Raw genomic sequence first — 23,289 nt, forward strand, 5'->3', positions numbered from 1 at the left:
AAAATCGGCATCCAGGTTGCAAAATGAGACCTGCCGCTGTTTATCTGACCGCAGCAAGACTGGTTGCCAACCGACCATCGCGGCCGCAACGCAGCCAAATTAGGGCGTAAAGTCGCACCGCTTGCAGTACTTGCGCCGCATGGCATAGAGATTGCACCGTGTAAGAGGACGGGCAATCAATTCCCCCTCGGAACATGGAGAAAAGGTGATGGACTCTTTTAACGCAGCAGACATTCGACTGTTGGTCGACAACGAATCGCAACCTTGCGTATCCCTCTTTATGCCTGCCCATGTTGCGGGGAGCGAAACGAGACAAGATCCAATTCAATTGGCGACGCTACTGAAAAAAACGTGTGCGCAGTTGAAGATAGCCGGTTGTTCGTCCGACCAGATTCAAAAAATGTTAGAGCCCGCCTGGAGCATGACGCGCGATCGTCAGGCTGCCGTCTGGCGGCACATGGATGAAGGCTTCGCCTACTTCGCGAGCCCGACGTTTAGCCGCGCGCTGCGACTCCCCTTCTCTGTCGAACCGGCGGTGCATGTCTCCAACCATTTTCATGTCCGACCGTTGACCTGTTGGATGAGTCAGCCGCTTGATTTTGCGTTGCTGGTCGTGAGTCAAAACGAGATTCGCCTGTTTGAAGGGGATCAATATGAGATGCGTCATGTTGATCTCAATGATCTCCCCAGTGACCTCCGCAGTGCGCTGCAAGTGGACGAATGGACCAACACGCTGCAATTTCATGGTCACGGACCGGGCGCTGGCGAAACCATGTTTCATGGTCAAGGCGCGGGGAGCGCCGCCGACGTGAAGTCAGAACTAGCGACGTTTTTCCAGCGTGTGGCGCGCCCTCTAGAAGCTCATTTGAACGATAGTGATAAGCCGCTGATCTTTGCCGGCGTGGACTATTTGTACCCGATTTTTCGTACCGCGTTTCATGGCGATTCGTTGTGGGAAGAACATCTCTCCGGAAACTTTGATCAGGCGTCGCCGCAGCAATTGCATCAAGAACTCAAACCGCTCCTCAACGATCGCGCAAGTTGCGTCCGGCGGTCGGCGCTGGATCAAATGACCGCGCTCCGCGGCGTATCACGAGCGTCAATCGATCCCAAAGAAATCTTGATCGCCGGCATGCTCGATAGTATTGATGTGCTGTTTCTAACTCGCGGCGCCCAATTGAAGGGCTCTGTGGATGAAGAGAACGAGCGGATCCTGTTGACGCACTCGGCCGAGGACGAGGACCTGTTGAACTACGCCGCTGTCCGAACAATGGCCTCTGGCGGTTCGGTCTATACGCTAGAAGCAGATGACATGCCCGAGGACGCTAAGGTCGCGGCGATGTTCCGCTTCCCGATCCCCGAAGCGATCTATCATGCTGATGTATTGATCGAATCAACTCGCTAAGACACAGACGCGATCGTTGTGATCGACAGCAACACAAAAGAGGGACGCGATTGCTCGCGTCCCTCTTGGATTAGATCAGCAGAAATTAGTTGAAGCCTGCAAGATCTTAAAACTCTGCCTGGAACTGACCGCGGAACAACAATCCATCGTCGCCTACCAGGATGCCGCTCGACGAATTGTTCAGCGGGCTGCCGTTGACCTTGGTGATGTCAGCCGTCAGCTTCAAGTTACGCGTTTCGCACGGGTAGAAATTAAAGCCTGCCGCGTACTCGTCACGATTGCCGTAATAGCCGCTGATGTATGAGTAGCGAACGTTGAAGTCGAGTCTCTTGGGGATGATGAATTTTCCCCCTTCGACAAAGTAGCCATGCTGATAGAGATTCTCGACCGGCAACGCTCCATTGGCTCGCAAGTCCTGAATCCAACGCATGTAGTACTCGGCGTCCAAGCTCCAACCGCGCCACATGTAGGCGAAGTCCATCGAATAGAGATAAACGTCGAAGTCCGACAACCGAACCCCGGGTGCGAGTGCTCCATTGGCCGTCAACTTGGTGCCGTCGGTCAAGCGAACGAAGTCGGACTCATCAATCGGTTCGCCGGGTGTGATGCTCGCGTTCGGAGCGTAGACGAACGAGTGACCAATTCGCATCAAGGGATCGGCCGAGTAGTCATAGTCGGTCAGTTTAGAACCAAAGTCGCCCCACGGATCCCAGTAGTTGGTCGCGGCGAAAGCCAGCTTGTTATCCAGATCTTCCGGCGCGGTGTTCTCGGTGCGATAGCCATCGCCGATCATCGCTTCGAGATAGCCGTTCTCGCCTAGCTTAGTCGCACCAAAGATGCCCACGGTACGACTAGGTCGGAAGAAGTCGGCCGCCATCGGGCGATCCGCCAGTCTGGTATGTTTGGCGCTTAGTATCCATTGACGACTGCCGGGCACCTTGCGTTTGCCCAGGAAGACTTGTTGTCTGTCGCTGAATTCCCAAGCCCACCAGTAGTCGAAGAAGTCAACACTGTCGCCGCCGTCGGTGTCACCATCCATCTGGATAAAGTAGCTCAGCCGTGGATCAATCGCATAGCCGCCAATTTGCAGACGAGCTCGCTCGACGTCAAACTCATCGCGGTTGCGCACCGGACGCGTCACGCCGGCGTTATCCGTCCAGCTGTCAGTGTTGCGAGCAAATCCGTTGTAGCGGAATTGCACCCAACCGCCGATCTTGAGCTCGAACGGGTTTTCCTCGGGATTGAACGGACGGATGACAAAGCCCTTGTCATACGTCGTGTAATACTTCAGGACATGCTGTTTGGGCGGTCCCTCGTCGTCACCGCATTCAGGTGCGTACGAATAGTCATAGCAGATCGGCAACCGATAAATCTCGGCGCCCCCGCCACAATCAGCCTCATCCATATGATGAAAGCCATACGCCGGCTGCGTATCAAGACGCTGCCGAAGTGCTTGCAGCTCCGCCTCCTGAGCTTCCATCCGAGCACGGATTTCGGCCAATTCGTTATCCGGATTTTGTGCAACTGCCGATGTGCCTGTGAAAGCAGTTCCCCACAACAGTCCCATCGCCATCGTCCGTGACAGCCAGTTCATCTTTAAACGCCCCCCGCAACCTATGACAACTAATAAAGCCATATAGCTTTGATGTTGCATGGATCGACGAATCGCCATGCGAGTCACAAGGGCTTTTGTCGTATCGCGGGCGTCCGCACTGCGTGGACTGACTGATATTCTGATTGGGAAAACTGTTTCGTCGGTAACGCTTTTGCTAGCAGGAAGGGGCAAACCCGAACATCGGATTAACTGTCAGAGTCAAGCGGAGAGACGTACGGCGGCGCCAGATGAAACAATAGTTGCGGCGCTTTCTTGCGATTGATCGCTGCGGCAACTTCCATCCGTAAAAGATCCCCGTATTCGCTAAGCGTGCTAATGATTTCGTCCGGCTCGTATTCGTTGGCCGCAATGTCGGCGGATAAGGTCACCAGCATCCGCGAACTGTCAGGCGCCGGGACGACTTCGACCACATGCAAGATCGGCAGGCGATCGTCATCAATTTCGCCAGAGAGCACCATTTCTAGCGTCTCTAGCACCTGGCGGCACAGCTGCAGCGTTTTGCGGTCGTTGCGAGGGTCGAACGAGGACGAGCGGCTGGGTTTGCGTGATTTGGCTATGGCCAATTCCTTTTGTCGAGGAGAAAGTAGTCGCGTTTCCATGAAACATCTGTAGGCAAGTGTAGAAAGATACCAGCGACGCGGCTAGGTTCACTTTCAATTCATCGCCCCCGGTTGTCGGACTATATCTACTTGCCGTATCTTCCCATTTATGAATACTTCGCCGGAAATCGCCGCTCGTCTGCAACTGGCCCAACAACTCGCCGTCGAAGCGGGTCGCGGCACGCTCCAACACTTCCAAAAGTCAGGTCTGGTCGTCGACCGAAAATCGGACGATTCGCCGGTCACCGTCGCCGACCGCGAGGCCGAAACCCTGATCCGCAACCGGCTAGCCGCTCAGTTTCCTACTGACGGCATCATCGGCGAGGAGTTTGGCGAAACCCCCGGCGCCGGCGACTTCCGCTGGATCATCGACCCGATCGACGGCACCAAAAGCTTCATCGCCGGCGTCCCCCTTTATGGGACGTTGATCGGTATCGAACATGCCGGCCAAAGCGTTGCCGGCGTGATCTATATCCCGGCTCTCGACGAGATGGTCTACGCCGCCAAAGGGTGCGGAGCCTGGTATCGCTGCGGTGACCAAGCGCCGCAGTTGACCAAAGTCAACGACGCCAAAACGCTGGGCGAGGGGGTTTTTGTCACTTCGCAGGTCAACACATTTGCCCGTCGCGATGCGATGCAGGCCTTCAATCGGTTGGAGGAAGCTGCTTTTATTACTCGCACTTGGGGTGACTGTTACGGCTATCTGCTGGTCGTGACCGGGCGTGCGGTCGCGATGGTTGATCCGATGCTCAGCGTCTGGGACGCCGCCGCGATTTTGCCGATTTTGGAAGAAGCTGGCGGCGCGTTTGTGGATTGGCGCGGCGAACCGACCATCTACAGCGGCGAGGCAATCGGCGCCAATCCGCATGTCCTGGACGAAGTCTTAGCGATCTGTCGTGAATATCCCCGCCTCCAATAAGACGTTGCGCTGCGGACGTTTTTTGTAGAAGTTGCCAAAAACTTCGCTCTGTTTGGCAACTTAACGGCAACTCCCTGTTGTCAGGTTTTATTTCCCTCCTTTATTCTCTCCCGTATGAACACTCCCCAACTGCTTGCCGATCGTCTCGAACTTGCTCGCACCCTCGCCGTCGAAGCCGGCAAAGGGACGCTGGTCCATTTTCAAACCGATGATCTGGTTGTCGATCGCAAGTCAGACGATTCGCCGGTCACCATCGCCGATCGCGAAGCGGAAGAACTGATCCGGGCACGCGTCTTGGAACTCTTCCCCGACGACAGCGTCTTGGGCGAAGAATATGGCGAAACCACCGGCAGCAGCCCCTTTCGCTGGATCGTGGACCCGGTCGACGGCACCAAAGCGTTCGTCTCCGGCGTTCCCCTGTACGGCACGATGATCGGGGTCGAGTACGAAGGCAAAGCGGCGATCGGCGCGATCTACATTCCCGGCCTCGACGAACTGGTCTATGCCGCAACCGGCCACGGAGCCTGGCACGTCCGCAAGGGAGGAGCTCCGAAACCGGCCAAGGTGAACAATGGTTCCCCGCTGGAGGAGGGTCTGTTTGTGACCTCCCAGGCCAGCAAATTTGATGCGCGTAACGCCAAAGAGGCATACGATCGTCTAGAATCGACCGCCTGGCTCACACGAACTTGGGCCGATGCCTACGGATACGTCCTAGTGGCCACAGGCCGCGCCGTGGTGATGGTCGATCCCATCATGAGCGTTTGGGACGCCTCGGCCGCCCAACCGATCTTAGAAGAAGCTGGCGGCATCTTCACCGACTGGAATGGTGAACCCACGGCCCACCATCACGAGGGGGTTGGGTGCAGCAAACGAGTTCATGACGAGGTTCTAGCAATTCTAAAGCAGTACCGTCGCCAACCTGCAGGTCAGGCCGAAGTCTAACCCCCTGCTCTCCCTCGCCGTCTCTTGTTCCGCACTTTCGCTCGTCGTTTTTGTGACTGGCGGGGCGGCTGGACTGGACTCGCGGCAAACATTTTTTTCAGCCAGCAAGAGCTGCAGTCTAGTAGGGTGGGTGCAGCAAGCGATTAGCGGCATCCAATTTCAAACAACGTCCCCGCTTGCGCAACCCACCTTTGCCGCCGGATCGTTCGGCAGGGCCGGTGGGTTGCGCAAAACCGGTTGCGTTGGTTGGTGATGGTGGGATTGGTTTCGGTTTTGCTCCATCCACCCTACGATTGCTATGTTATCTCCGTCGCTTGTTTCGTGCTTTCGGTCGTCGTTTTTGTGACTGGCGGGGCGGCTGGACTGGACTCGGCTGCGAATTTTTTTCGGGTGGACTCTCGCCGAACATTTTTTCCGGCGGCTGGACTGGACTCGAAGGCGTTTCTTTTTCGGCGTAGGCGATCAGTTCGGCGGTGGTGAAGGTGGGGAAGACGGTGTCGAGCGGGTCGAACTTGGGCGCATCCGGATCGTTCAGTTCCGCCAGATCGACCAAGCGGTACCGGGCCTCGCCCTGGCCCCGGAAGGCTTCCGTTTTCGAGACCAGGCGAATTTCTCCGGCGTCGACCATGCGCTGCCACGCCAGGCCAAAATTGCTTCCGCTCATCCCGCTTTGCTCGCGGATTTTCAGCTTGGTCGCTTTCTCGGGGTCGATCTGCGAGATCACGCCGCGCAGCTTCCAGCGCAAGCGTTCGGCCTGTGATTTGGCCGCTAGTTGGGCATTTTCTTCGACGATGGAGGGCTCGTCGCGCAGCTGCACTTCCCATTTGCCGCCGGCGTCCTCTTCGTATTGTCCTTCGTCAATGTCCAGGCCCCATTGGCTGCTTCTTCGCGCGCCGCCGCCGACTGTTAGCCAAAATTGATGGCGCCCGGTTCCTGGTTCGAACGTTTGGCGGCGATTCACCAAGAGCCATTGGCGGGCAATGCCGCTACACGCCGAACCGCCCAGATCAGCGGCGGTCATGGCTCGCGGGGACAACTCTCTGCGCGTTGGACAACAGATGATCGGCGTGGCCCCGGCTTTCTGACAGCAGCGAACCAACGCGCTCAACTGTTTGGCTTGGGCCCGCGGCGTCGCATCTGATAAATCGGCGACGTCAATTAATACGACTTCTAACTGATGCTGCTCGATCCAAGCGGTCAGCCGCTGCAAGTTGACCGGACTGCCAGGGTCGCCCATGTTCAGGCTCCAGATCAGTCGATCGAGCGTCAACAGATCGACCTCGGCCGCAGCGCTCCAGCGCGGCGCCATATCGGCGATTGTTGGCTCAACCTCTTCGCTGCCCACAAAGCCGACGCGAAATGCCCGCTCGGCCGCGAACTGCCCCAAAAATTTGCCGCCGCTGGCCAGCGCTCCGCACAAGTCGACCGCCAGCGAGGTTTTCAGACATTTCGAAGGCCCCAAAATCACCGCCGCCTGATGCCGGGCTAATACTCCCGGCAAGAGCCAAGCCTGCGGCGTTTGCCGCGCCAACAATTGGACCGTGCTTAGACCCTCTAAGGGTTCATCAGGCCGCTGCTGTCCCAGGTCGAAACGTTGAAAAACAGCGGCTGTCTTCGCAGAATCGGAACGCAACAAACTCGAAAGCCCTGCGGCCGATTCCGCATGGTGGATTGGATTAGCAATCGCCTCAAAAGAAGCAGACTCTATCATGGCAGTTGACATGAAAATTTCTCCCCCATGGCTCACCCCAGCGCAGCAGAAAAACCTCGCCGAACCAGCGATCACCCGATGCAAACGCCCAGCCCGATCCCCCGGCCAAACGCCCCAAAAACAGCCCCCAACGCATCCCGCAGGCGCCCGATATTTTGTAGATAGGCAGAATCAAACCGCAGCTTGATTACCTGTACATATTTATACTAAAAGATGACGGCAAGTCAACCTTGTTTTGGGAAGATTAGTGCGGCCGCGGCGGGAAGGTTTTGGCGGCAAAGAGGCAGCACGATCGTCATGCGAAAAGAGCCGCGAATTAGCGATGGGGCTGCAGTTACTTTCGGATGCTTGGTGCTTCTTGGTAGTCTGAAGAGAAGACCACTGGCTGCGGGCCAGTGAAACGCACTTTTAGGGATGACTCGTCACCGGCACTTTGCCGTAGCGAGCAATACTCGAAGCGGTAATGTTAACGCAAGAACCTGAGAACCCGTTTCAATCGCCAGCGAACATTTCAAATGTCGATGATGTCGGGCCGCAAGCACCGGACGATCTTACCTTCGCAATCGTTAAGGGAGCGATTCGGTGGTTTTTGATTTGTGCGATCAGCGCTATTCCAAGTTGGGTGATCGCTAGTCGATCGACGACGGCTGTCATTAGCGGAATGGCGACCGGCGTACTCCTGTTCGCGGTTGGCTATACCTTTTTGGATGTGCTGACGCGGAATCATCCGCTACGCCAGAAACCTGAAGTGAAGTGGACTCTGGCGATCACTTACGGAACAAGAATCGCGATTTCACTGTTGCTTCCGGTTGGTTTTGTGGTCGATTTTTTTTGCGGCATCTTAGCGCTTTCAATAACCGGTTTTTTCTTGGAGAATACCTCGTTGGATTTTCCAAATGACAACGCTAGGCTGCAATTCACTTCCACGCTCATGACGACGCTCATACAGGGCTTGCTGCTCAACTGCGTCCTAGCAGGGTATGGACTCATTGTGTACGCCTGCTGCAAGGCTTCTTTCGCACGCGAGCCTAGAAGAGCATCGTAGAGTCTGCGGACCCCATGAATTGGGCTGTTTTTTGCAGGTATAGTTACGGCGTCTCTAGCTTGGCCCTGCCTAATCTTGTTGCTGCCGTAGCTTTTTAATCCGTCAGGCGAGCTGCGTGTTCGCTTGCAGGTTGCGGATCTTCGATAAAGATTCGATCAAAACTAGGGGGGGAGACATCATGTTGGAAGCGTGGCTCTGCCTGGAGACTTCCGCCTATTGCGATCCATGCGAAGTCAGGGCCAAAAGATAGAGCGGAAGGCGGGCCCCACTTGAACCGGCGGCTTGCTGGCAGAGTCGCAGAGGTAGGGTTTGCAGAGGTCGGGGCGCACTGGGCGGAGTTGTCACGAAAAGGGAGAGTCGCTAAGCTCGAATTGTTGACGAAACCCCCCATTCACCGGTGACCCTACGCAATTGGCAAGTGATGTATATCGCAGGAACACAATCTTCAAGGCAAGCGACGTTCGGCAAAGACTGGCCGTCAATTGTCCGTTGTGTGCGTCCTGAGCTTGCGATCGCATCTTTGGTCAGCTCGCTTCGCGATGCTGCTGTCCGCCGTTGCGACACGCCGCCGTAGTCGCGGATTTCTACGTTCCTGCGATGCGTGAACTGTTGTGACGATCTCGGCGGCTGATGTCGCCTAAGAGTCGATGTTTTGTCCGACTTTGGAATTTGTCGCCTGGAGGGGGCAGATTTGGCGAAGTACGGGATGCTCTAAGAGAAATGCTTGGATTTCATGACCCCAATTGATGCTACTATCGATGCGCAGGTGAAGCGCCGGCGAACTTTTGCAATCATCTCGCATCCCGACTCTGGCAAAACGACGCTGACTGAAAAGTTGCTGTTGTTTGGCGGGTGCATTGATGTCGCCGGGATGGTTCGCGGTCGAAAATCGGCGCGCGAAGCGACTTCGGATTGGATGGAATTAGAAAGACAACGCGGCATCTCGGTTACGTCGACCGTGTTGACCTTCGAGTATCAAGATCACCAGATCAATCTGCTGGATACACCAGGGCACCATGACTTTAGTGAAGATACGTACCGCACTTTGGTCGCCGCCGACTGTGCGGTGATGGTGATTGATGTTGCGAAGGGAGTAGAAACGCAGACCGAAAAATTATTTCGCGTTTGTGCGCTGCGCAACATCCCGGTCATTACTTTTGTCAACAAAGTCGATCGCCCCGGCAAGACTCCCTTTGAGCTGTTAGAAGAGATCCGCGCGAAGTTTGCGATTGAAGTTGTCCCGCAAAATTGGCCGCTGGGATCGGATCGCGATTTCAAGGGGATTATTGATATCGCTTCGGGCGTCGCGCATTTGTTTACCGAGGAGAGCCATGACCGGCGAGTTGCTTATGAGTCGGTGGATATGCATAACCTGGCCGAACATACGCAGATTTTGGGTAATGTGGTGGAGAACGCGATCGAAGATGTTGGGCTGCTGCAGATCGCGGGCGTCGAGTTTGACCAGCAGCAATTTATGCAGGGCAAGCAAACGCCGGTCTTTTTTGGAAGTGCGCTAACCAATCGCGGCGTGCAGGATTTTCTCGACGGCTTTTTGCGGCTCTGCCCTGCCCCGCGTGACCGACTCAGCGATCACGGCATGATTCCGGCCTCTGGGAATTGCTTCTCTGGTTTTGTGTTTAAGATCCAGGCCAATCTGGATCCGCGACATCGTGATCGAATTGCGTTCGTGCGCGTTTGCTCCGGGCGTTTCCGTCGCGGGATGGACGTCATGCACCCACGTAGCGGCAAGCTCATTCGACTTTCTCGCGCGCATCGCGTGTTCGGACAAGAGCGAGAAACGATGGACGAAGCCTATGCCGGCGACATCGTGGGGTTGGTGAATCCGGGTGAGTTTCGCTTAGGCGATACGATCTGCGAAAGCGGATCGTTTCACTTTGCGGCGCTGCCGCAATTTTCACCAGAATTTTTCGCGGTGTTGCGCTGTCAAGATACGTTGCGCCGCAAGCAATTTGAACGAGGGCTAAGCCAATTGCTGGAAGAAGGGGCGATTCAGATGTTTGAGGATCGCAAATCAATCCGTAGCGAACCGATACTGGCGGCCGTAGGCGAGTTGCAGTTTGATGTCGTTCGATTTCGGCTGGAGCATGAATATGACACGCCCACGGATATTGAATGGTTGCCTTACAAGGTGGCGCGCTGGCCGCAACAGAGCAGTGGAGCCGGATCGCAGCGCCCCGCTTTGAAATTGCCCTACTCTGCGAAATTAGTCTATGACCAACTAGGGTTTCCGGTCGTTCTGTTTTTATCGGTCTGGGAAGCGGAATACGCGCAGCGAGATAACACCGAGATTAAATTTAGCGAGATGCGGATTTAGAGCCTATCCGGAAAGCAAGTTTCTGGAGAGACTCTGAGCCTGAGTAATGGATTGGTTGATGAGGACGCCCCTGGCAGATCTCTCCGTCCCCTGTGTGACTTGGCGTTGAGATTTAAAAGAAGTTGGTTCACCGCGGAGTTTCCGCAGGAAGAACGAACGCGTATTGCGGTCATCGAACGACTGCGACCTATTCGGACAACCTGGCCCCCTATTGTTGTTACGTTGGTCATTCCATGAACAATTTTACAGCAGAGTGAAGCGAGTACTGAGACCACCCGAATCCGCAGGCAACTAGAACAGGCGTTTGCCGAGCGCCTTCATGACCTCGCATGTCCGTGGCCACGGCCCCAGTGCTGGACCCAGTGCTGGACTCACTTTCGCAGCGGTGGCTGGGAGTCCCAAGATTGGAAGCTAAATCAATCAGGCGGCGGGGTCTAGAAATGGTGACGAAGTCCTTCCATTGCTTCTGAGTCTGCGCGTGGTAGAAAGAGCAGAGACTGGCTGAGTAGGGCCGGTGACCCGCTGCCGTGTGCAATGCCAAATACCGAGATTGACAATGACTCTGCAGACCGCACGATTACTGCTTCGGCAATGGAGCGATACCGACTTGGCGCCGTTTGCGGACTATAATTCGGACCCTCGGGTGATGGAGTTTTTCCCGGCGGCGTTAAGCACGGCCGAAAGTAACGCGCTGGGCGAACGGATCCAGGCACACCTGCTTGAGCATGGATGGGGGCTGTGGGCTGTGGAGATTCGCGAGACTGGTTCCTTTGCGGGTTTCATCGGATTGGCGCGGCCAAAGTTTCAGTCTCACTTTACTCCCTGCGTCGAAATCGGTTGGCGGCTTGGACCGCAATTCTGGGGACATGGGTTTGCAACAGAAGGGGCTGCGGCCGCATTAACGTTCGGCTTTGTCAATCTCGGACTGAGTGAGATCGTTTCGTTGACAGCCGAGTCCAACCGGCGGTCTCGTCGAGTCATGGAACGCATCGGGATGACCCATCACCCAGCAGACGACTTTGAGCATCCCAGCTTGCCGAGTGATTCTCCGCTTCGCCGCCATGTCCTGTATCGAAAGACTGCGGATGCTTAACAGCGGCAGGAGATCTGTGCTGCAATTGTTTGGTAAACTGCCCAACTCATTTCCCCTTCCGGTGCTCCTGCGCCCGAGCTGCGTCTAGCACATGTTGGTGCAATAAGTAGCCGAAGCCGGCGTTGTTGAGTCGGAGGATTAGTTCGTTGGTTCGGCAGTTCTCGGTTTTGGCCAGTGCGTCCAGCTCCCAGTTGTGTGCCGCTAATCGGCTGAGGAGATAGGCGCGGCGCGTTTGTGCGCTCGAGAGTCGGTAGCTCTTGAGGTATTGCAGCGTCCCGTCGTCGGCGTAGATCGTTTCGCCGATATGGTTTTCGGCGGCTGGATCAAGATCGGTCATAAACCGGTTGAGCGTAAACGGTTTGAAGCGATAAGCGCGTTTTTGGGTCTGATCGCGCTGAAACAGCCCGGCGGCCATGTCTTGGCTTTGGTCGGACCAGCGATCTCGTAGACGATCTACCTGGTCGGCCAGATCAGCGAAGCAGTTAATTTCGGCTGCGCGGATCGGCGGCGGAGTGATTTCGTTTTCGGTCGCGTACAGCCCGTATTGCCATAATAGCTCGCCGTAATAGTCAGAGAGCAACGTGTGGTGCAGCGCTTGATAGTCGGCGGGATGCGGCACGACGAACGCGGAAGCCAGCGCATCGGCCACAAAGACTAGCAGTCCGCATTGGTTCTCATGGATCTCGAACAGCCGTAGCGCATCGTCAAGGCCGGCGATCTGTCGACCGGAGACGACGGCCTCGCTGCGAGGAGTAAGGCCAAACCGCTTGGCTCGCGTCGAGTACTCGGTCCAGGCGATGTTGGGGCCGCCAAAGTGGAGCGCCAGAAAACCTTCCATCGCGACATGCAGCGGCAGAAAACGAAGCTGCGACTTGCCTTCGCGCTGCACCAACTTGCGGAGTCCGCGGGCAGTGACGAAGTCGCCCCAGATTTCGCCATCTTTTTTGGTAACCTGCGTCAACTGCGATCCAAAGACCGCGCCTCCGTCGTGCGTCCAGTTTGCGACCAGCCCATGCGGAACATAGGCGATATAGCTGGTGCGACGATCGATCGAGACGACGGTTAGATCCTCAGGATAAACGCGTCGACTAAGACGCAAGTCTTCGCGCACCTGCGGCCGAGTCAGCGGAACCAGACGAACCCCACCCAGCACTTGCGGCGGAGCAAACTCGAGACCGTTCAGCGGCAATTGCGTCTTGGCGACAGTCATGGCTGGATTCCTCGCGTGGGCGCTGGTCCGTTGCCCGGTTGGGCGTGGGCAAGCTTCTCGTCGACGAGCTTGCTGAGTTGATTTTCCAGCTCTAGCAGCGAAGCTTCACCGGCGGCGAACTTGGCGAAGCCGAGCGATGCGCCCAAGTCTTCGGCATCGCGGAGGCCGATCGTGAGGATCGAATCTCCCAGGCGGTGCGGCGAAAAGTGGTCAGGATCAAATACAGGATTGGCATGCACGAACGAGATGGGATGTTGTTGGGCCAGACGCTGACGATAAGCGACGATGATTTGCTGAGCGGCGCCTGGCGGCGAATTTTCGTAGCCGTCAGAAACCAAGATGATTTGATCAGGCTGCCAACGAATTGCTGCGAGCAGCGGCGTCGCCAAATCGGTTTGACCCCCGCTATCGCGCAGGAACGAGTAGAGCGGCTGCTCGGTCGCTGTGCTGCGATCTTTGGTGGTCGGAGTCCAGAACGATTTTGCTTGGAGAGCTGCTGCTTGCACTAAATAGTCGACCGCGACGGCGACCGCCAACGGACGGCGGCGTTTCTCACGCGAGCCCCACGTGGAACGACTGCGATCGAGCACTAACGCGATCTTGGGCAAACGCAACGGAAATTTGTGCAGCGCGTTTGCGGCCGAGCGAGTAAGCGCTTGGTGCAAGGTCTCGGCGTTTTGTAGGCGTTCTTCCCAAGGGAGCGACAACACGTACAACGCAAGTTGCGTCAGTGGAGTGCGGGCAAAATCAATTTTGATTTGCTTGCCGGTTTCACGCAGAGCGGTATTTTGCAGGCGTCGCTTTTCGGCAAGGGTCATTTGCGGTTCGATCCGCCGCAGAAAATCTTTGCGGCTGATCCCATGCCGCTCGGCCAAACCTTCGGCGACGGTCATCGGTAGTTCAAATACCGCTTGCTGCGAATAGCGCGCACGTAGAAAGGAGTCATACAGCGGCGTCTCAAAACGCTTTTGACTTTCTAGATCAAATAGAAACTTGCTGGTCTCGACCGGCAGACGCAAATGGCTATGTCGCGCGACGATACGCAATTTGGTCCGATATTTCACGGCGTCCAACGCAGGAGTGCGGCGAGCGGCCAGGTAATCACGCACGACGGCGCGGCTGCGACGATTGTTGACTTGCTCGCGTCGCAAGCGTTGGAACAGCCCATAAACGCGGTTGGCCGGCAGGGCCTGGAGCGCGGCGGCGATCAACTGACCTTCTTCGCGGCGCAGCAGCAGATCGGCCGGTGCGCCGGCACGAAGTAAGTTGAAGATGATGGTCAGCTGATTAAATTGATTGACGCCTGCCGCAAGGGAACGCGCATAAACCTTGCGATAGTTTCCCAAGACGTAGCGATGCAGAAAATCGATCGAGACCGCTTGGGTGAAGCGATCCGAGTAGTATTCGTTTTGCCCGGTCGCAGCAAAGCAGGCATTGATAAACATCACCAAGTCTTCGCGTTCACTTTTCTCGCGAAGCTGAGCGTAATGGCGATCAAGCGAGTCGTGCGACGTCACGATGAGACCGAGGCAAAAAGGATAAAAAAATGCCGCCTGGGGAAGAATACAGAACAACGAGCTTTTCAGCTGCAGAAGCTAATGCGGAAGTTGCGCCGAAGTCCCACAGGCGGGCATGCGTGAGTATATCGTCAATATCGCGTCGTCCAATTAGAGAACACCGACTGCAAGAAGGTTCGATCAGAAAATTTCCTTTTGCAGAATTGGCGAACGAATTCGAGGATGCGTCAGAAATAGCCTTGCAATCCATCGACTATTTCACCAGGGTGGAGCAACACCAATGCAGCGGTCGTTTGCATTCCCACGCGAATAGAAAGTGCGTTGGTTCGGCGGAGTTTTGTTGCTTCTAGACACCTCTTAACTCTTGCAAAGATTTTGGAGAATCGTCAAGTCGACAGTCATGGCCTGCCCTACACGCGGATATAAATCTTTTGTCGATCCATCCACGCGACAATCAGCCAGTAGACGATCAGCAAGCAGACGCTGTAGAGGAAGGACCCCAAACGCGGATCGACGTTCTCCCAGTGAAAGATCGTATTGTAGATCCATGGCAGCAGACTGGTCCAACGCTCACTGCCGGCAGGATGCCAGCGGAACATGCTGAGGGTTTTTACCACGAGGGCACTGAACACGAAGATGAAGAGCGGGTTCTTACCAAAGACCTCGAAGAAGCGAAACAGGCCGCCCAGTAGCTTGCGTGCCGCGGTCGTGAGCCGAGGGAAACTCCCCTGCTCTGCTGGGGCCGGCATATCCAACCAATAAATGATCGATGCGAGGGCCAACGTGGCGAGCCCGCAGGTATGGAGCACAAAGGTGGATGTCCAGATCTTTTTGTTCAGCGGGAAGATCAATTGCCATAAATAGGCGATAAACAACAAGTGGACGCCGACCAGTGCGAGACGCCCGATCAGCGCGAGGTTCTTTTCGCTGCGCAGCATCGCTTGCCCGACCCACCAGCCGATCATGACCTGAGCGATGCCGGGAATCACGCCGAATAATCCTTCGGGATCAAACGGGACCCCTTCTCCTTTATAGAGATGATTGGCGCCGAGCAGCGCTCGATCGATTGTCGTGCCGATGTATCCTTCCAAGCTATACGGATCGGCGGGATCTCCCAGCAACAGGCAGGCGATCCAGTAGCCGATCAAAATCGCGACGATTGCGATTTGCACGCGACTGGTCTTGCCGTCGCGAGCGAGTAGCCAGATCAAGATTGCGGCGCCGCCATAGCTAAGCGCGATGCGTTGCAGGACGCCAAAGATGCGGAGATTTTCTAGCGACTTGGCGGCCAACTCTCCGGAGTCGTTCCAGGAGACAAAGGGAAAGTAGTTGAGCAGCACGCCGATCGCAAAGATCATCACCGTTCGCTGCAAGATTCGCTGGATCACTCGCAGCGGCGGAGCGTCGCGCAGGCGATCCATCACAAACGCCAACGCGTTGCCGACCGCGAACAGAAAGAAGGGAAAGACCAAATCGGTCGGCGTGCAGCCGTGCCAGGCGGCGTGCTGCAGCGGAGGGTACATCGCTGACCACGTTCCGGGGTTGTTGACCAAAATCATCAATGCGACCGACGCACCGCGAAAGACATCCAGCGAGCGGAACCGCAGCGGCTTGGGGGGCGGAATCTCGGCAGCATGGATGCTTTGGCTCGTCCCGGTTTCGTGGTCTGTCATTGCTGCCTGCGGAGAAGTGACAACTGGAGTGGCTCGAAATGCCGGCGGGAGTGTAGCAGATCATTCGCAAGTTGGTCAATCATTTCATTCTTTTGCGCAACTACCGAAGGGGCCGCCGGGCGGACCAAGAGGTGAGACGCACACGGAGGATCGGGACAAAGATTGGGATTTCAACGCTTGACATGTCGTAATGTTCCGATATATTAAAGGGAGAGAGAGGAAGCGAAGATGGCTGCAACCAAACTGAAACTGACGACATTAGAATCACTGGCCCAAGCGGCGGAGTGCCTGCGGATTTTGGCGCATCCCCACCGCCTGCGCATGGTGCAGATGCTGCTGCAAGGAGAATACACCGTCGGCCAGTTGGCTGAAGCGTGTGAGATCCCCAGTCCAATGGCGTCGGAACATTTGCGATTGATGCAGCGGTGCGGGTTTCTGAGCAGTCAAAAAGAGGGTCGCAAAGTTTACTACCAAGTCGCCGAACCTCACCTGCAGGACATCTTGCACTGCATCGAGAGTCGCTTTGGCGTGCAGACGGCGACCTAGAGTCGCCCCTTTTTTTGAGCATAAATATCGTAGTATCGCGATATTTCTAGTTTTTTGTGAGGGGAAGGAACAAGGTCATGTTGCTCAAATACTTCTACGATCCGGCGCTTGCGCACGCATCGTACTTGGTCGGATGTCAAAAGAGTGGTCAGGCAATCGTGATTGATCCTGGCCGCAATGTGCAGGCTTATCTTGACGCCGCGCGAGCCGAGGGGTTAGCGATTGTCGGCGCGGCCGAAACGCATATTCATGCTGACTTTGTCTCTGGCGCTCGCGAGTTAGCGGATCGCGTTGGCGCCAAGCTTTATCTTTCGGACGAAGGTCCGGCCGATTGGAAATATGGTTATGCCGCGGACGTGGATGCGCAGTTGCTGAAAGATGGCGACACATTCTATGTCGGCAAGGTAAAGCTAGAAACGTTGCACACGCCGGGGCATACGCCGGAACATATTTCGTTGGTGCTGACCGACGAAGGTGGTGGGGCGACTGAACCGATGGGGATTTTTACTGGCGACTTTGTGTTTGTCGGTTCGATTGGCCGACCAGACTTGCTGGAGACCGCCGCGGGAGTGGTCGGCAGCGCCGAGCAAGGCGCACGGCAGTTGTTTCAATCGGTTGCGAGGTTTCGCGCGTTGCCGGATCACCTGCAGGTCTGGCCAGCGCACGGCGCCGGCAGCGCTTGCGGCAAAGGTCTGGGGGCGATTCCTTCAAGCACCGTCGGCTACGAGAAGAAGTTCAACCCGGCGCTGCAGTACGCGGACGAGCAAGCGTTTGTCGATTATATCCTCGCCGATCAGCCGGAGACGCCGTTCTATTTTGCCGTGATGAAACGGGTCAACAAACTTGGACCCGAATTGTTGGCGAGTCTGCCTGCGGTCGCACCAGTCGATACGGCGGTCTTGCAGTCGATCGCACGGCGGCAACTGGTGATCGACGTGACGCCGTCGGCCGAATTTGGCGCCGCGCATGTGCCGGGGACGATCAATATTCCGACCAAGATGCTGGCGCAGTGGGCCGGTTTTTTCGTCAACTATGAGCAGCCGATTTATTTGATCGCAGAGGGTTCTTCGTTGTCGCCCAGTTTGGTGCTGCTTCGTTCGATCGGCATCGATCAAATCGGCGGTTATTTTGATGCTGGCGCCGTGCACAAGTCGGGGTTGCGAACGGAGTCCTACGCCAGCGCAACTCCGCAGCAACTGCGAGCCGAGCTTCAACTGCACAAAGCGACGTTGCTGGACGTTCGGTCGGCGGCCGAGTTTCAGCAGGGACATATCCCCGGCGCTAAGCATCGCTTTCTGGGCAAGCTGTTGCGAAGTATCGACGAGTTGGAGCGGGATCGCGCCTATGTGGTGCAGTGTCAAAGCGGCGGACGTTCGGCGATCGCCGCGAGTTTGTTGCAGCGAAGCGGTTTCGACGTGACCAACATGAGCGGCGGGTTTCAGGCTTGGCTCGCCGGAGAATTGCCGGTGATGCACGAGTGAGGCTGGCGTCGATATTTAGTCTCCTCTTCCATAACGGAACAGCATGATGTTAGCGATGACGCTGTTGTTAGGAGCGATTGTTGGGCTTTCGCTGGGACTGACCGGCGGCGGTGGGGCCATCTTCGCCGTCCCGCTGCTGGTCTATGGCTTGGGCGTCTCGATGCGTGACGCGGTTGGCGTTTCACTAGCGGCAGTTGGTGCAACGGCGCTGGTGGGATTTATTACGCGCTGGCGCCAGGGCGAAGTGGAAGTCCGGACCGGCTTGCTGTTTGCGGTGGCTGGGATGATCGGGGCGCCGCTCGGAACGCTGTTGGCCGGCCAGATAAGCGAAACATTATTGCTGTCGCTGTTCGCCGCGTTGATGTTAATTGTCGCCGTTCGCATGTGGCGGAAAGCGGCGACACCGTTGATTGCTTGCGAAACAGGTAAGGACGTCAGCCAACCCACATGCCGACGTGACGAGAGCGGCGCCCTGGTGCTGAATTCTCGCTGTGCCCTCATGCTGTCGGTCGTGGGTGTTTTGACAGGCGTCCTTGCTGGGATGTTTGGCGTCGGCGGCGGGTTTGTGATTGTGCCGGCGCTGATTTTTTTCACCAACATGCCGATCCACAAGGCGGTCGGCGCTTCGCTAATGGTGATCGCCGTGATTAGCGCTTCCGGCGTCGCGTCGCACTTGATCGCAGGGCGAACGATCGAGCCGCTGTTGATGACCCTGTTTATTATCGGCGGCGTCGCGGGGCTGTTCGCCGGTCAGGCCATTGGCCGCCGGTTGTCAGGCCCTGCGCTGCAAAAAGGATTCGCCGTGGCGATTGTCGCGGTGGCGATGTTTGTGATCGCTAAGACGTTGTTAGCTTAGTGACGCTGGCTATCGCTTCAAGTCCAAGTTGCAATCGGTCTCGGCCGGAACCGCTTCCCCCACTTGATCGACGGGGTGAGTAAACAGGTACTTCCAGACCGCCTCATGGATGAAATTGCCATCGGCGTCTTTGACGGCGGATCCGCCGGGGGTAACGCTGCCGTGAGCGCGGCCGGCATCTTTTTTCACGTCGGCGTCAGTGATCAGGCGACGTGTTGATCCGTAAGGCGAAGCGACTTGGTCGACATTGACGATCGGGCCAAACTTGTTCAGTCCCAGCATTTGCCAAGAGCGGCAATAATGGTCGCCGGTCCAACCCCCGTCCAGCACATGACTAAAGCCGAAGTAGCGATTCTCAGGCGTCGCCGATGGCAGAGCTTGCCACGAATCGAATTGATCACGCGGACCGCACAGCATTACAACGCGGGCGACCTTCTGATGCTTGGCGAAGCGGGCCGATGTGGTTGAGCCGTGCGAGCTGCCGGAGATGATGACCTTGTCCCACAAGAGGTCAGTCTGATCGGCGTTGAGGAACTGCCCCCAGTTGCCGGCCGGGTTTTCTTTGGCGAGCCATTTGACCATTTGCAAGCTGCGCTGGGCCATGCTGTCGGCCACAGGAATATCGACCAATGGGCTGACGTCTTGACCGGTCGCCGCTTCCAAGCGAATCTTGCCGAGACTGACTCCGTCATCGCGATCCTTGGCGCTAAGCGTGCCGAACCAACGATTGGCGTAATGCGGTTGAATGCCGTGCAAACCGTAACTGCTGATCCGATCGAACAGACCGCCGTTGTAGCCCATCAGCCAAATGACCAATTGTCCGCGGGGGGCAACGCGGGTATCGACCATCGCATGCTGCACGTCCTGCGGTTTTCCTTTGGCATCGTTGAAGACAAAGCCAAGCTCGGGGTGCTCTTTGGCGTCGGGGTTAATCTCGCTGGCTCGCACGGTGAGATGATATTTTTGCGGCAGGTTCGCTTTCAGGAAGGTCGCGACTTGCTGCCCCAAAAATTCGTTGCCGGCGGCGGTAAAGTGCACGTCGTCAGGATTTTGCAGTTCGACCAGACGCGGCGTGATCGCGGCAAACAGGTCGTCGATCGCGACGTTCTGTTTCAGCATCACTTCGGCCGCAGTCGCGTTGCGCTCGATCATCGATTGAGCGTTGAATTTTTTTGCGGGGACGTCCGGGATCGGCGTCGAGCTGGCCCAGGCGACCTTGGCGCCGGTCTTTTGCATGCGCTTTACCAACTGTTCTAACCGCTGAGCGTAATCAGCCAGCGGTGTGGCGCGATCGTGGATTCCAAAATTGAAATGGATCAGATCCCACTTGCCGTCTCCCATCCAGATGTCGAGCTTTTGCAGCCCCATCGAGGTAGGCCCGCAGTTGGCCGGCGCGCGATGCACATTGGCGATCCCGGCCAGTTCTTTGCGCACGGTTTGCGTATAGGCCCGCGATACCGAATCACCGATCAGCAAGACCCGCGGCAATGCGGGATCATCGGCGACGTAGTCCCATGCGTTCGACTTGCCATCGACTTTTTCACGCTTGTGAATCGGCAGATAGAACCCGCCGAGCTCGGCTTGCAGCGTTTTCTCCCAAGCTTGTTGGTCTGGCGTCAGTTGGGCGAACCAGGCCTGATATTTGGTTTCGAGCTCGGCCTCTTCACGCAGCTTTTTGGCGGCGGCCTCTTCGGCGTTGGTCGGTTCGGTGGTCGCCGGAGTTGTCTGAGCTTGCGCGGCGGTAACCAGCAGAGCGAGGACGAAGAGAGAGCGAAGGAAGCAGGACATGGCGTGAATTCCGGTGTTTGGATCGGTACACCGTGCAAGCAGAAGTGCACTGGCAGGGAGTTGCATTATCACTGGACCAGCGGCACGCAACAACCGTCAGGGACTAAACCGGCTTTCAAAGTCTGAACGATCCTGCTGATCTTGGGCAGCGAAGGAAGATAAATTCCCCTAAATCACACAGAGGAATAATTTTTGGGAACAGATGAGAAAAGTGCAGTCATATTGCATATAATATCCAAGATGAAAACCGTCGATGAAATGCAGGCCCAGCCGCCGATGATCGCAAGTGATCTTACGAAACCGCTTCAGCGAGGAGGCTTGCGTTCGCAGGTCAGCCAGCGATTAGCGATCGCCATCTTTGCGCATCATTTTAAGCCGGGTGAGAAATTAACGGTCCAGCCGCTGGCCGAGCAATTTGGGGTGAGTCGAACTCCGGTTCGGGAAGCGTTGATGGAGCTGGAATCCTTGGGCATGGTCGACGTGCTGCCACACAAAGGGGTGCGAGTTCGTGACTTTGGTCCGCAAGAGGCGCGGGAATTGTGCGAGGTCCGGAAGATCTTGGAACGCGAAGCGATCCGCTGTGCTTGTGGAAACATCCCCAGAGAGCAGCTTGAATCGTTGCAACGGGAACTGAAGCAAGTTATTGCGGCCCCCTTGGATATGGTCTCTAGTCGGGCAACGCGCGAGATTGATGCGCGGCTGCATTCGACCATCGCTTTCTATTGCCAAAATCGTCGTTTAAAAGAAGAGATCAGTCGCTATTCGACAATTTACAAAGCTTTAAGCGACGCCTATTACCTGGTTCTTCAAACCTCCGAGCGATTCGTTCGCGTCGAAGAAAACCGAGAGCATTTGGCCATTGTCGACGCATTGTTATCGGAGGATCCCGAAGCCTCTCAGCAGGCGCTGGTGAATCATCTGGATACTTGGCTAGAAGACTATATCTCAGAACGTTTTACAGAATCGCAGGCTAGCTGAGCTTGGCTCGGTCGTTTAGCACTGCTGTTTAGCACTGCTGTTTAGTCTGCTTCCCCCCTGCTCTCGTCGGGCGCTTGCACTTCGCCGATCTTGTGTTCGCTGCCGCTTGTTGGTTGGAATTGGAAACTGGCCAACTACCGTAGAAGTGGCGCGACGACTCTTCGGGTCACCCTGCTAGTTCCTGTGCTAGTCACCATGCAAGTCACCATTCCAGGGCAGCAATTGTCTGAACCCTGTTTTTTGCATCTTCCCTTGCGCAGCTAAGAACAGCCAGTAAGGCAGGGATTGGCGCCTCTGTGGGGGTGAATGGAAGATTCTGGGGATTTTACGAAAACTTGGACTTGTTCAATGGATTAGTGGGGTTTACTGTAATATGCAATATGCAAAATGATTTCGAGCGATCGAGGAGCCCCCTAATGACGAACAAATGCATCTCTAGAAGAGCTGTTTTGAAAGCCGCAACGGCTGGCGCAGCTGGCGTACTTGCCGCTGGATCGGTTCTACCGCAAGTTGTCCAAGGGGCTGACTCCGCTACTGATAGGACTCCGGCAGACCCCCGAGTCCGTGGCCCTTTTCCGATTTTGTCGACGCCGTTCCATGAAGATGGCCAAGTCGATTACGACGTCTTGGCGCAAGAAGCCCGGTTTGTCGCTTGGGCGGGAACGCCTGGGATGATTTGGCCCCAGTCGGCCGACAGCGTCGACTTGTTGACGACTGACGAAAAACGAAAAGGGATGGAGGTGCTAGCCGAGACGACGCGCGGAATGTCGACCGCCCTTTGTCTGGGGGTTCAAGGGAAAGACACCGCAGAGATGCTGGAGTTTGCCGAGCTTGCCGAAAAACTAGCGCCGACAGCGATTATCTCGCGACCGCCGGACTCAGGAAAAACCGAAGAGGACTTGCGTCAATACTGGCGCGCTTTGGCCGCGGTGACGACTCGCCCGGTGATTCTGCAAACCACCGGCGGCGTGGTCTATAAAGGGCCGATCCCTTCGCCGCAGCTGATGATCGAACTTGCAGAAGAGTTTCCCCACTTTGGCTATATCAAAGAAGAAGCGGGGGATGTGATCGGCCGGATGAAAACATCGCTCGCGGCGCGACCGCCGGTGCGCCGCGTGTTTAGCGCCCGGGGAGGATTTCATTGGCTTGAAGAGTCACGACTGGGATCGGAAGGGGTGATCACCGAACGAGCGGCCTATGCCGACGTGCTGACCCGCATCTGGGAATTGCAGCAAAGCGGCGAAGATCCCAAAACGCTGGAAGATATCTTCAGCAAGTTCCTTGCGATGGTCCAGGTGAAACCGGCTGGACTGCGCGATCACAACCTTTACATCTGGAAGAAGCGAGGCGTCTTTAAGAACCTGCTTTCTCGCAACTACGGACCGGGCAAATCCTTTCCCACGACGCCGATCCTTTCTGAATTCAAAATGAATGAAGAAAAGATTGCTGAAGTCGAAAAAAGATTTGCGGCGCTTGGCCCTTATCTGAAACAGGTTTCGCCCGATTTATCGCAGCCAGCCTAGAGGTCTCTCTCAGAGAACTCGGTTTCGAACTCGCGAACTCCACGGATCGAACG

The 23,289-nt window shown here is 56.3% G+C and carries 18 protein-coding genes; 11 read left to right on the forward strand and 7 right to left on the reverse strand.

The features are described 5' to 3' along the window. Window positions 1–208 precede the first annotated feature (208 nt). Window positions 209–1,405 carry a baeRF7 domain-containing protein gene (locus SH421x_RS09750; protein WP_488855285.1) on the forward strand — a complete coding sequence of 399 codons (1,197 nt, stop codon included), beginning with the start codon at window positions 209–211 and terminating at the stop codon, window positions 1,403–1,405. Between the two features lie 106 nt (window positions 1,406–1,511). Here the strand turns inward: SH421x_RS09750 and SH421x_RS09755 are convergent, their stop codons facing one another. Together SH421x_RS09755 and SH421x_RS09760 are read right to left on the reverse strand one after the other, a co-directional pair. Next, window positions 1,512–2,999 (reverse strand): porin, encoded by a 1,488-nt coding sequence (locus tag SH421x_RS09755; protein ID WP_488855286.1) that lies wholly within the window; start codon window positions 2,997–2,999, stop codon window positions 1,512–1,514. Between the two features lie 206 nt (window positions 3,000–3,205). After that, window positions 3,206–3,619 carry a hypothetical protein gene (locus SH421x_RS09760; protein ID WP_488855288.1) on the reverse strand — a complete coding sequence of 138 codons (414 nt, stop codon included), beginning with the start codon at window positions 3,617–3,619 and terminating at the stop codon, window positions 3,206–3,208. 109 nt (window positions 3,620–3,728) lie between these two features. On the opposite strand from SH421x_RS09760, the gene hisN reads away from it, so the two are divergent. Together hisN and SH421x_RS09770 are read left to right on the forward strand one after the other, a co-directional pair. Further along, entirely contained in the window at window positions 3,729–4,538 is an 810-nt protein-coding gene (hisN, locus tag SH421x_RS09765) for a histidinol-phosphatase (RefSeq protein ID WP_488855289.1), read from the forward strand. Between the two features lie 114 nt (window positions 4,539–4,652). Further along, window positions 4,653–5,480 carry an inositol monophosphatase family protein gene (locus SH421x_RS09770; RefSeq protein ID WP_488855290.1) on the forward strand — a complete coding sequence of 276 codons (828 nt, stop codon included), beginning with the start codon at window positions 4,653–4,655 and terminating at the stop codon, window positions 5,478–5,480. Between the two features lie 301 nt (window positions 5,481–5,781). Here the strand turns inward: SH421x_RS09770 and SH421x_RS09775 are convergent, their stop codons facing one another. Continuing rightward, complete coding sequence (locus tag SH421x_RS09775; protein WP_488855291.1) at window positions 5,782–7,203, reverse strand: AAA family ATPase; 1,422 nt, start codon at window positions 7,201–7,203, stop codon at window positions 5,782–5,784. 649 nt (window positions 7,204–7,852) lie between these two features. Between SH421x_RS09775 and SH421x_RS09780 the strand changes: the two genes are divergently transcribed. The 3 genes from SH421x_RS09780 (at window position 7,853) to SH421x_RS09790 (ending at window position 11,664) form a co-directional block, all read left to right on the forward strand. After that, window positions 7,853–8,236: a hypothetical protein gene (locus SH421x_RS09780; RefSeq protein ID WP_488855293.1), complete on the forward strand. Its 384-nt coding sequence runs from the start codon at window positions 7,853–7,855 to the stop codon at window positions 8,234–8,236. 733 nt (window positions 8,237–8,969) lie between these two features. Next, window positions 8,970–10,571, forward strand: coding sequence for a peptide chain release factor 3 (locus SH421x_RS09785; RefSeq protein ID WP_488855294.1), 1,602 nt, complete (start codon window positions 8,970–8,972; stop codon window positions 10,569–10,571). A gap of 556 nt (window positions 10,572–11,127) precedes the next feature. Continuing rightward, window positions 11,128–11,664 carry a GNAT family N-acetyltransferase gene (locus SH421x_RS09790; protein WP_488855295.1) on the forward strand — a complete coding sequence of 179 codons (537 nt, stop codon included), beginning with the start codon at window positions 11,128–11,130 and terminating at the stop codon, window positions 11,662–11,664. Between the two features lie 46 nt (window positions 11,665–11,710). Here the strand turns inward: SH421x_RS09790 and SH421x_RS09795 are convergent, their stop codons facing one another. The 3 genes from SH421x_RS09795 to SH421x_RS09805 form a co-directional block, all read right to left on the reverse strand. Further along, on the reverse strand, window positions 11,711–12,874 hold the full coding sequence (locus tag SH421x_RS09795; RefSeq protein WP_488855296.1) for an ARPP-2 domain-containing protein: 1,164 nt from the start codon (window positions 12,872–12,874) through the stop codon (window positions 11,711–11,713). Continuing rightward, entirely contained in the window at window positions 12,871–14,391 is a 1,521-nt protein-coding gene (locus SH421x_RS09800) for a vWA domain-containing protein (RefSeq protein ID WP_488855297.1), read from the reverse strand. Before SH421x_RS09800 ends, SH421x_RS09795 begins: the two co-directional genes overlap by 4 nt. 410 nt (window positions 14,392–14,801) lie before the next feature. Beyond that, window positions 14,802–16,064: an acyltransferase family protein gene (locus tag SH421x_RS09805; RefSeq protein WP_488855298.1), complete on the reverse strand. Its 1,263-nt coding sequence runs from the start codon at window positions 16,062–16,064 to the stop codon at window positions 14,802–14,804. A 228-nt stretch (window positions 16,065–16,292) separates the two neighbouring features. On the opposite strand from SH421x_RS09805, the gene SH421x_RS09810 reads away from it, so the two are divergent. The 3 genes from SH421x_RS09810 to SH421x_RS09820 all read left to right on the forward strand — a co-directional run bounded on the left by SH421x_RS09810 (window position 16,293) and on the right by SH421x_RS09820 (window position 18,947). After that, a complete protein-coding gene (locus tag SH421x_RS09810) occupies window positions 16,293–16,610 on the forward strand; it encodes an ArsR/SmtB family transcription factor (RefSeq protein WP_488855299.1) in 318 nt (105 codons plus the stop codon). Between the two features lie 77 nt (window positions 16,611–16,687). Beyond that, window positions 16,688–18,091: an MBL fold metallo-hydrolase gene (locus SH421x_RS09815; protein ID WP_488855300.1), complete on the forward strand. Its 1,404-nt coding sequence runs from the start codon at window positions 16,688–16,690 to the stop codon at window positions 18,089–18,091. A 43-nt stretch (window positions 18,092–18,134) separates the two neighbouring features. Next, window positions 18,135–18,947, forward strand: coding sequence for a sulfite exporter TauE/SafE family protein (locus SH421x_RS09820; protein ID WP_488855301.1), 813 nt, complete (start codon window positions 18,135–18,137; stop codon window positions 18,945–18,947). 9 nt (window positions 18,948–18,956) lie between these two features. Here the strand turns inward: SH421x_RS09820 and SH421x_RS09825 are convergent, their stop codons facing one another. Beyond that, on the reverse strand, window positions 18,957–20,735 hold the full coding sequence (locus SH421x_RS09825) for an SGNH/GDSL hydrolase family protein (protein WP_488855302.1): 1,779 nt from the start codon (window positions 20,733–20,735) through the stop codon (window positions 18,957–18,959). A 240-nt stretch (window positions 20,736–20,975) separates the two neighbouring features. On the opposite strand from SH421x_RS09825, the gene SH421x_RS09830 reads away from it, so the two are divergent. Together SH421x_RS09830 and SH421x_RS09835 are read left to right on the forward strand one after the other, a co-directional pair. Next, window positions 20,976–21,713, forward strand: a complete 738-nt coding sequence (locus tag SH421x_RS09830) for a GntR family transcriptional regulator (RefSeq protein WP_488855303.1) — start codon at window positions 20,976–20,978, stop codon at window positions 21,711–21,713. A 449-nt stretch (window positions 21,714–22,162) separates the two neighbouring features. Beyond that, window positions 22,163–23,236: a dihydrodipicolinate synthase family protein gene (locus tag SH421x_RS09835; RefSeq protein WP_488855304.1), complete on the forward strand. Its 1,074-nt coding sequence runs from the start codon at window positions 22,163–22,165 to the stop codon at window positions 23,234–23,236. Window positions 23,237–23,289: the final 53 nt, after the last annotated feature.

The organism is Blastopirellula sp. SH421 (assembly GCF_057808535.1).

What these genes read in the sequence shown, in the direction of transcription:
- SH421x_RS09780 (WP_488855293.1), top strand. Translation starts at nt 7,853, where the DNA reads ATGGCGACCGGCGTACTCCTGTTCGCGGTTGGCTATACCTTTTTGGAT.
- SH421x_RS09795 (WP_488855296.1), bottom strand. Translation starts at nt 12,874, where the DNA reads ATGACTGTCGCCAAGACGCAATTGCCGCTGAACGGTCTCGAGTTTGCT.
- SH421x_RS09770 (WP_488855290.1), top strand. Translation starts at nt 4,653, where the DNA reads ATGAACACTCCCCAACTGCTTGCCGATCGTCTCGAACTTGCTCGCACC.
- SH421x_RS09820 (WP_488855301.1), top strand. Translation starts at nt 18,135, where the DNA reads ATGATGTTAGCGATGACGCTGTTGTTAGGAGCGATTGTTGGGCTTTCG.
- SH421x_RS09755 (WP_488855286.1), bottom strand. Translation starts at nt 2,999, where the DNA reads ATGAACTGGCTGTCACGGACGATGGCGATGGGACTGTTGTGGGGAACT.
- hisN (WP_488855289.1), top strand. Translation starts at nt 3,729, where the DNA reads ATGAATACTTCGCCGGAAATCGCCGCTCGTCTGCAACTGGCCCAACAA.
- SH421x_RS09805 (WP_488855298.1), bottom strand. Translation starts at nt 16,064, where the DNA reads ATGACAGACCACGAAACCGGGACGAGCCAAAGCATCCATGCTGCCGAG.
- SH421x_RS09825 (WP_488855302.1), bottom strand. Translation starts at nt 20,735, where the DNA reads ATGTCCTGCTTCCTTCGCTCTCTCTTCGTCCTCGCTCTGCTGGTTACC.
- SH421x_RS09815 (WP_488855300.1), top strand. Translation starts at nt 16,688, where the DNA reads ATGTTGCTCAAATACTTCTACGATCCGGCGCTTGCGCACGCATCGTAC.
- SH421x_RS09790 (WP_488855295.1), top strand. Translation starts at nt 11,128, where the DNA reads ATGACTCTGCAGACCGCACGATTACTGCTTCGGCAATGGAGCGATACC.
- SH421x_RS09760 (WP_488855288.1), bottom strand. Translation starts at nt 3,619, where the DNA reads ATGGAAACGCGACTACTTTCTCCTCGACAAAAGGAATTGGCCATAGCC.
- SH421x_RS09750 (WP_488855285.1), top strand. Translation starts at nt 209, where the DNA reads ATGGACTCTTTTAACGCAGCAGACATTCGACTGTTGGTCGACAACGAA.
- SH421x_RS09775 (WP_488855291.1), bottom strand. Translation starts at nt 7,203, where the DNA reads ATGTCAACTGCCATGATAGAGTCTGCTTCTTTTGAGGCGATTGCTAAT.
- SH421x_RS09785 (WP_488855294.1), top strand. Translation starts at nt 8,970, where the DNA reads ATGACCCCAATTGATGCTACTATCGATGCGCAGGTGAAGCGCCGGCGA.
- SH421x_RS09810 (WP_488855299.1), top strand. Translation starts at nt 16,293, where the DNA reads ATGGCTGCAACCAAACTGAAACTGACGACATTAGAATCACTGGCCCAA.
- SH421x_RS09830 (WP_488855303.1), top strand. Translation starts at nt 20,976, where the DNA reads ATGAAAACCGTCGATGAAATGCAGGCCCAGCCGCCGATGATCGCAAGT.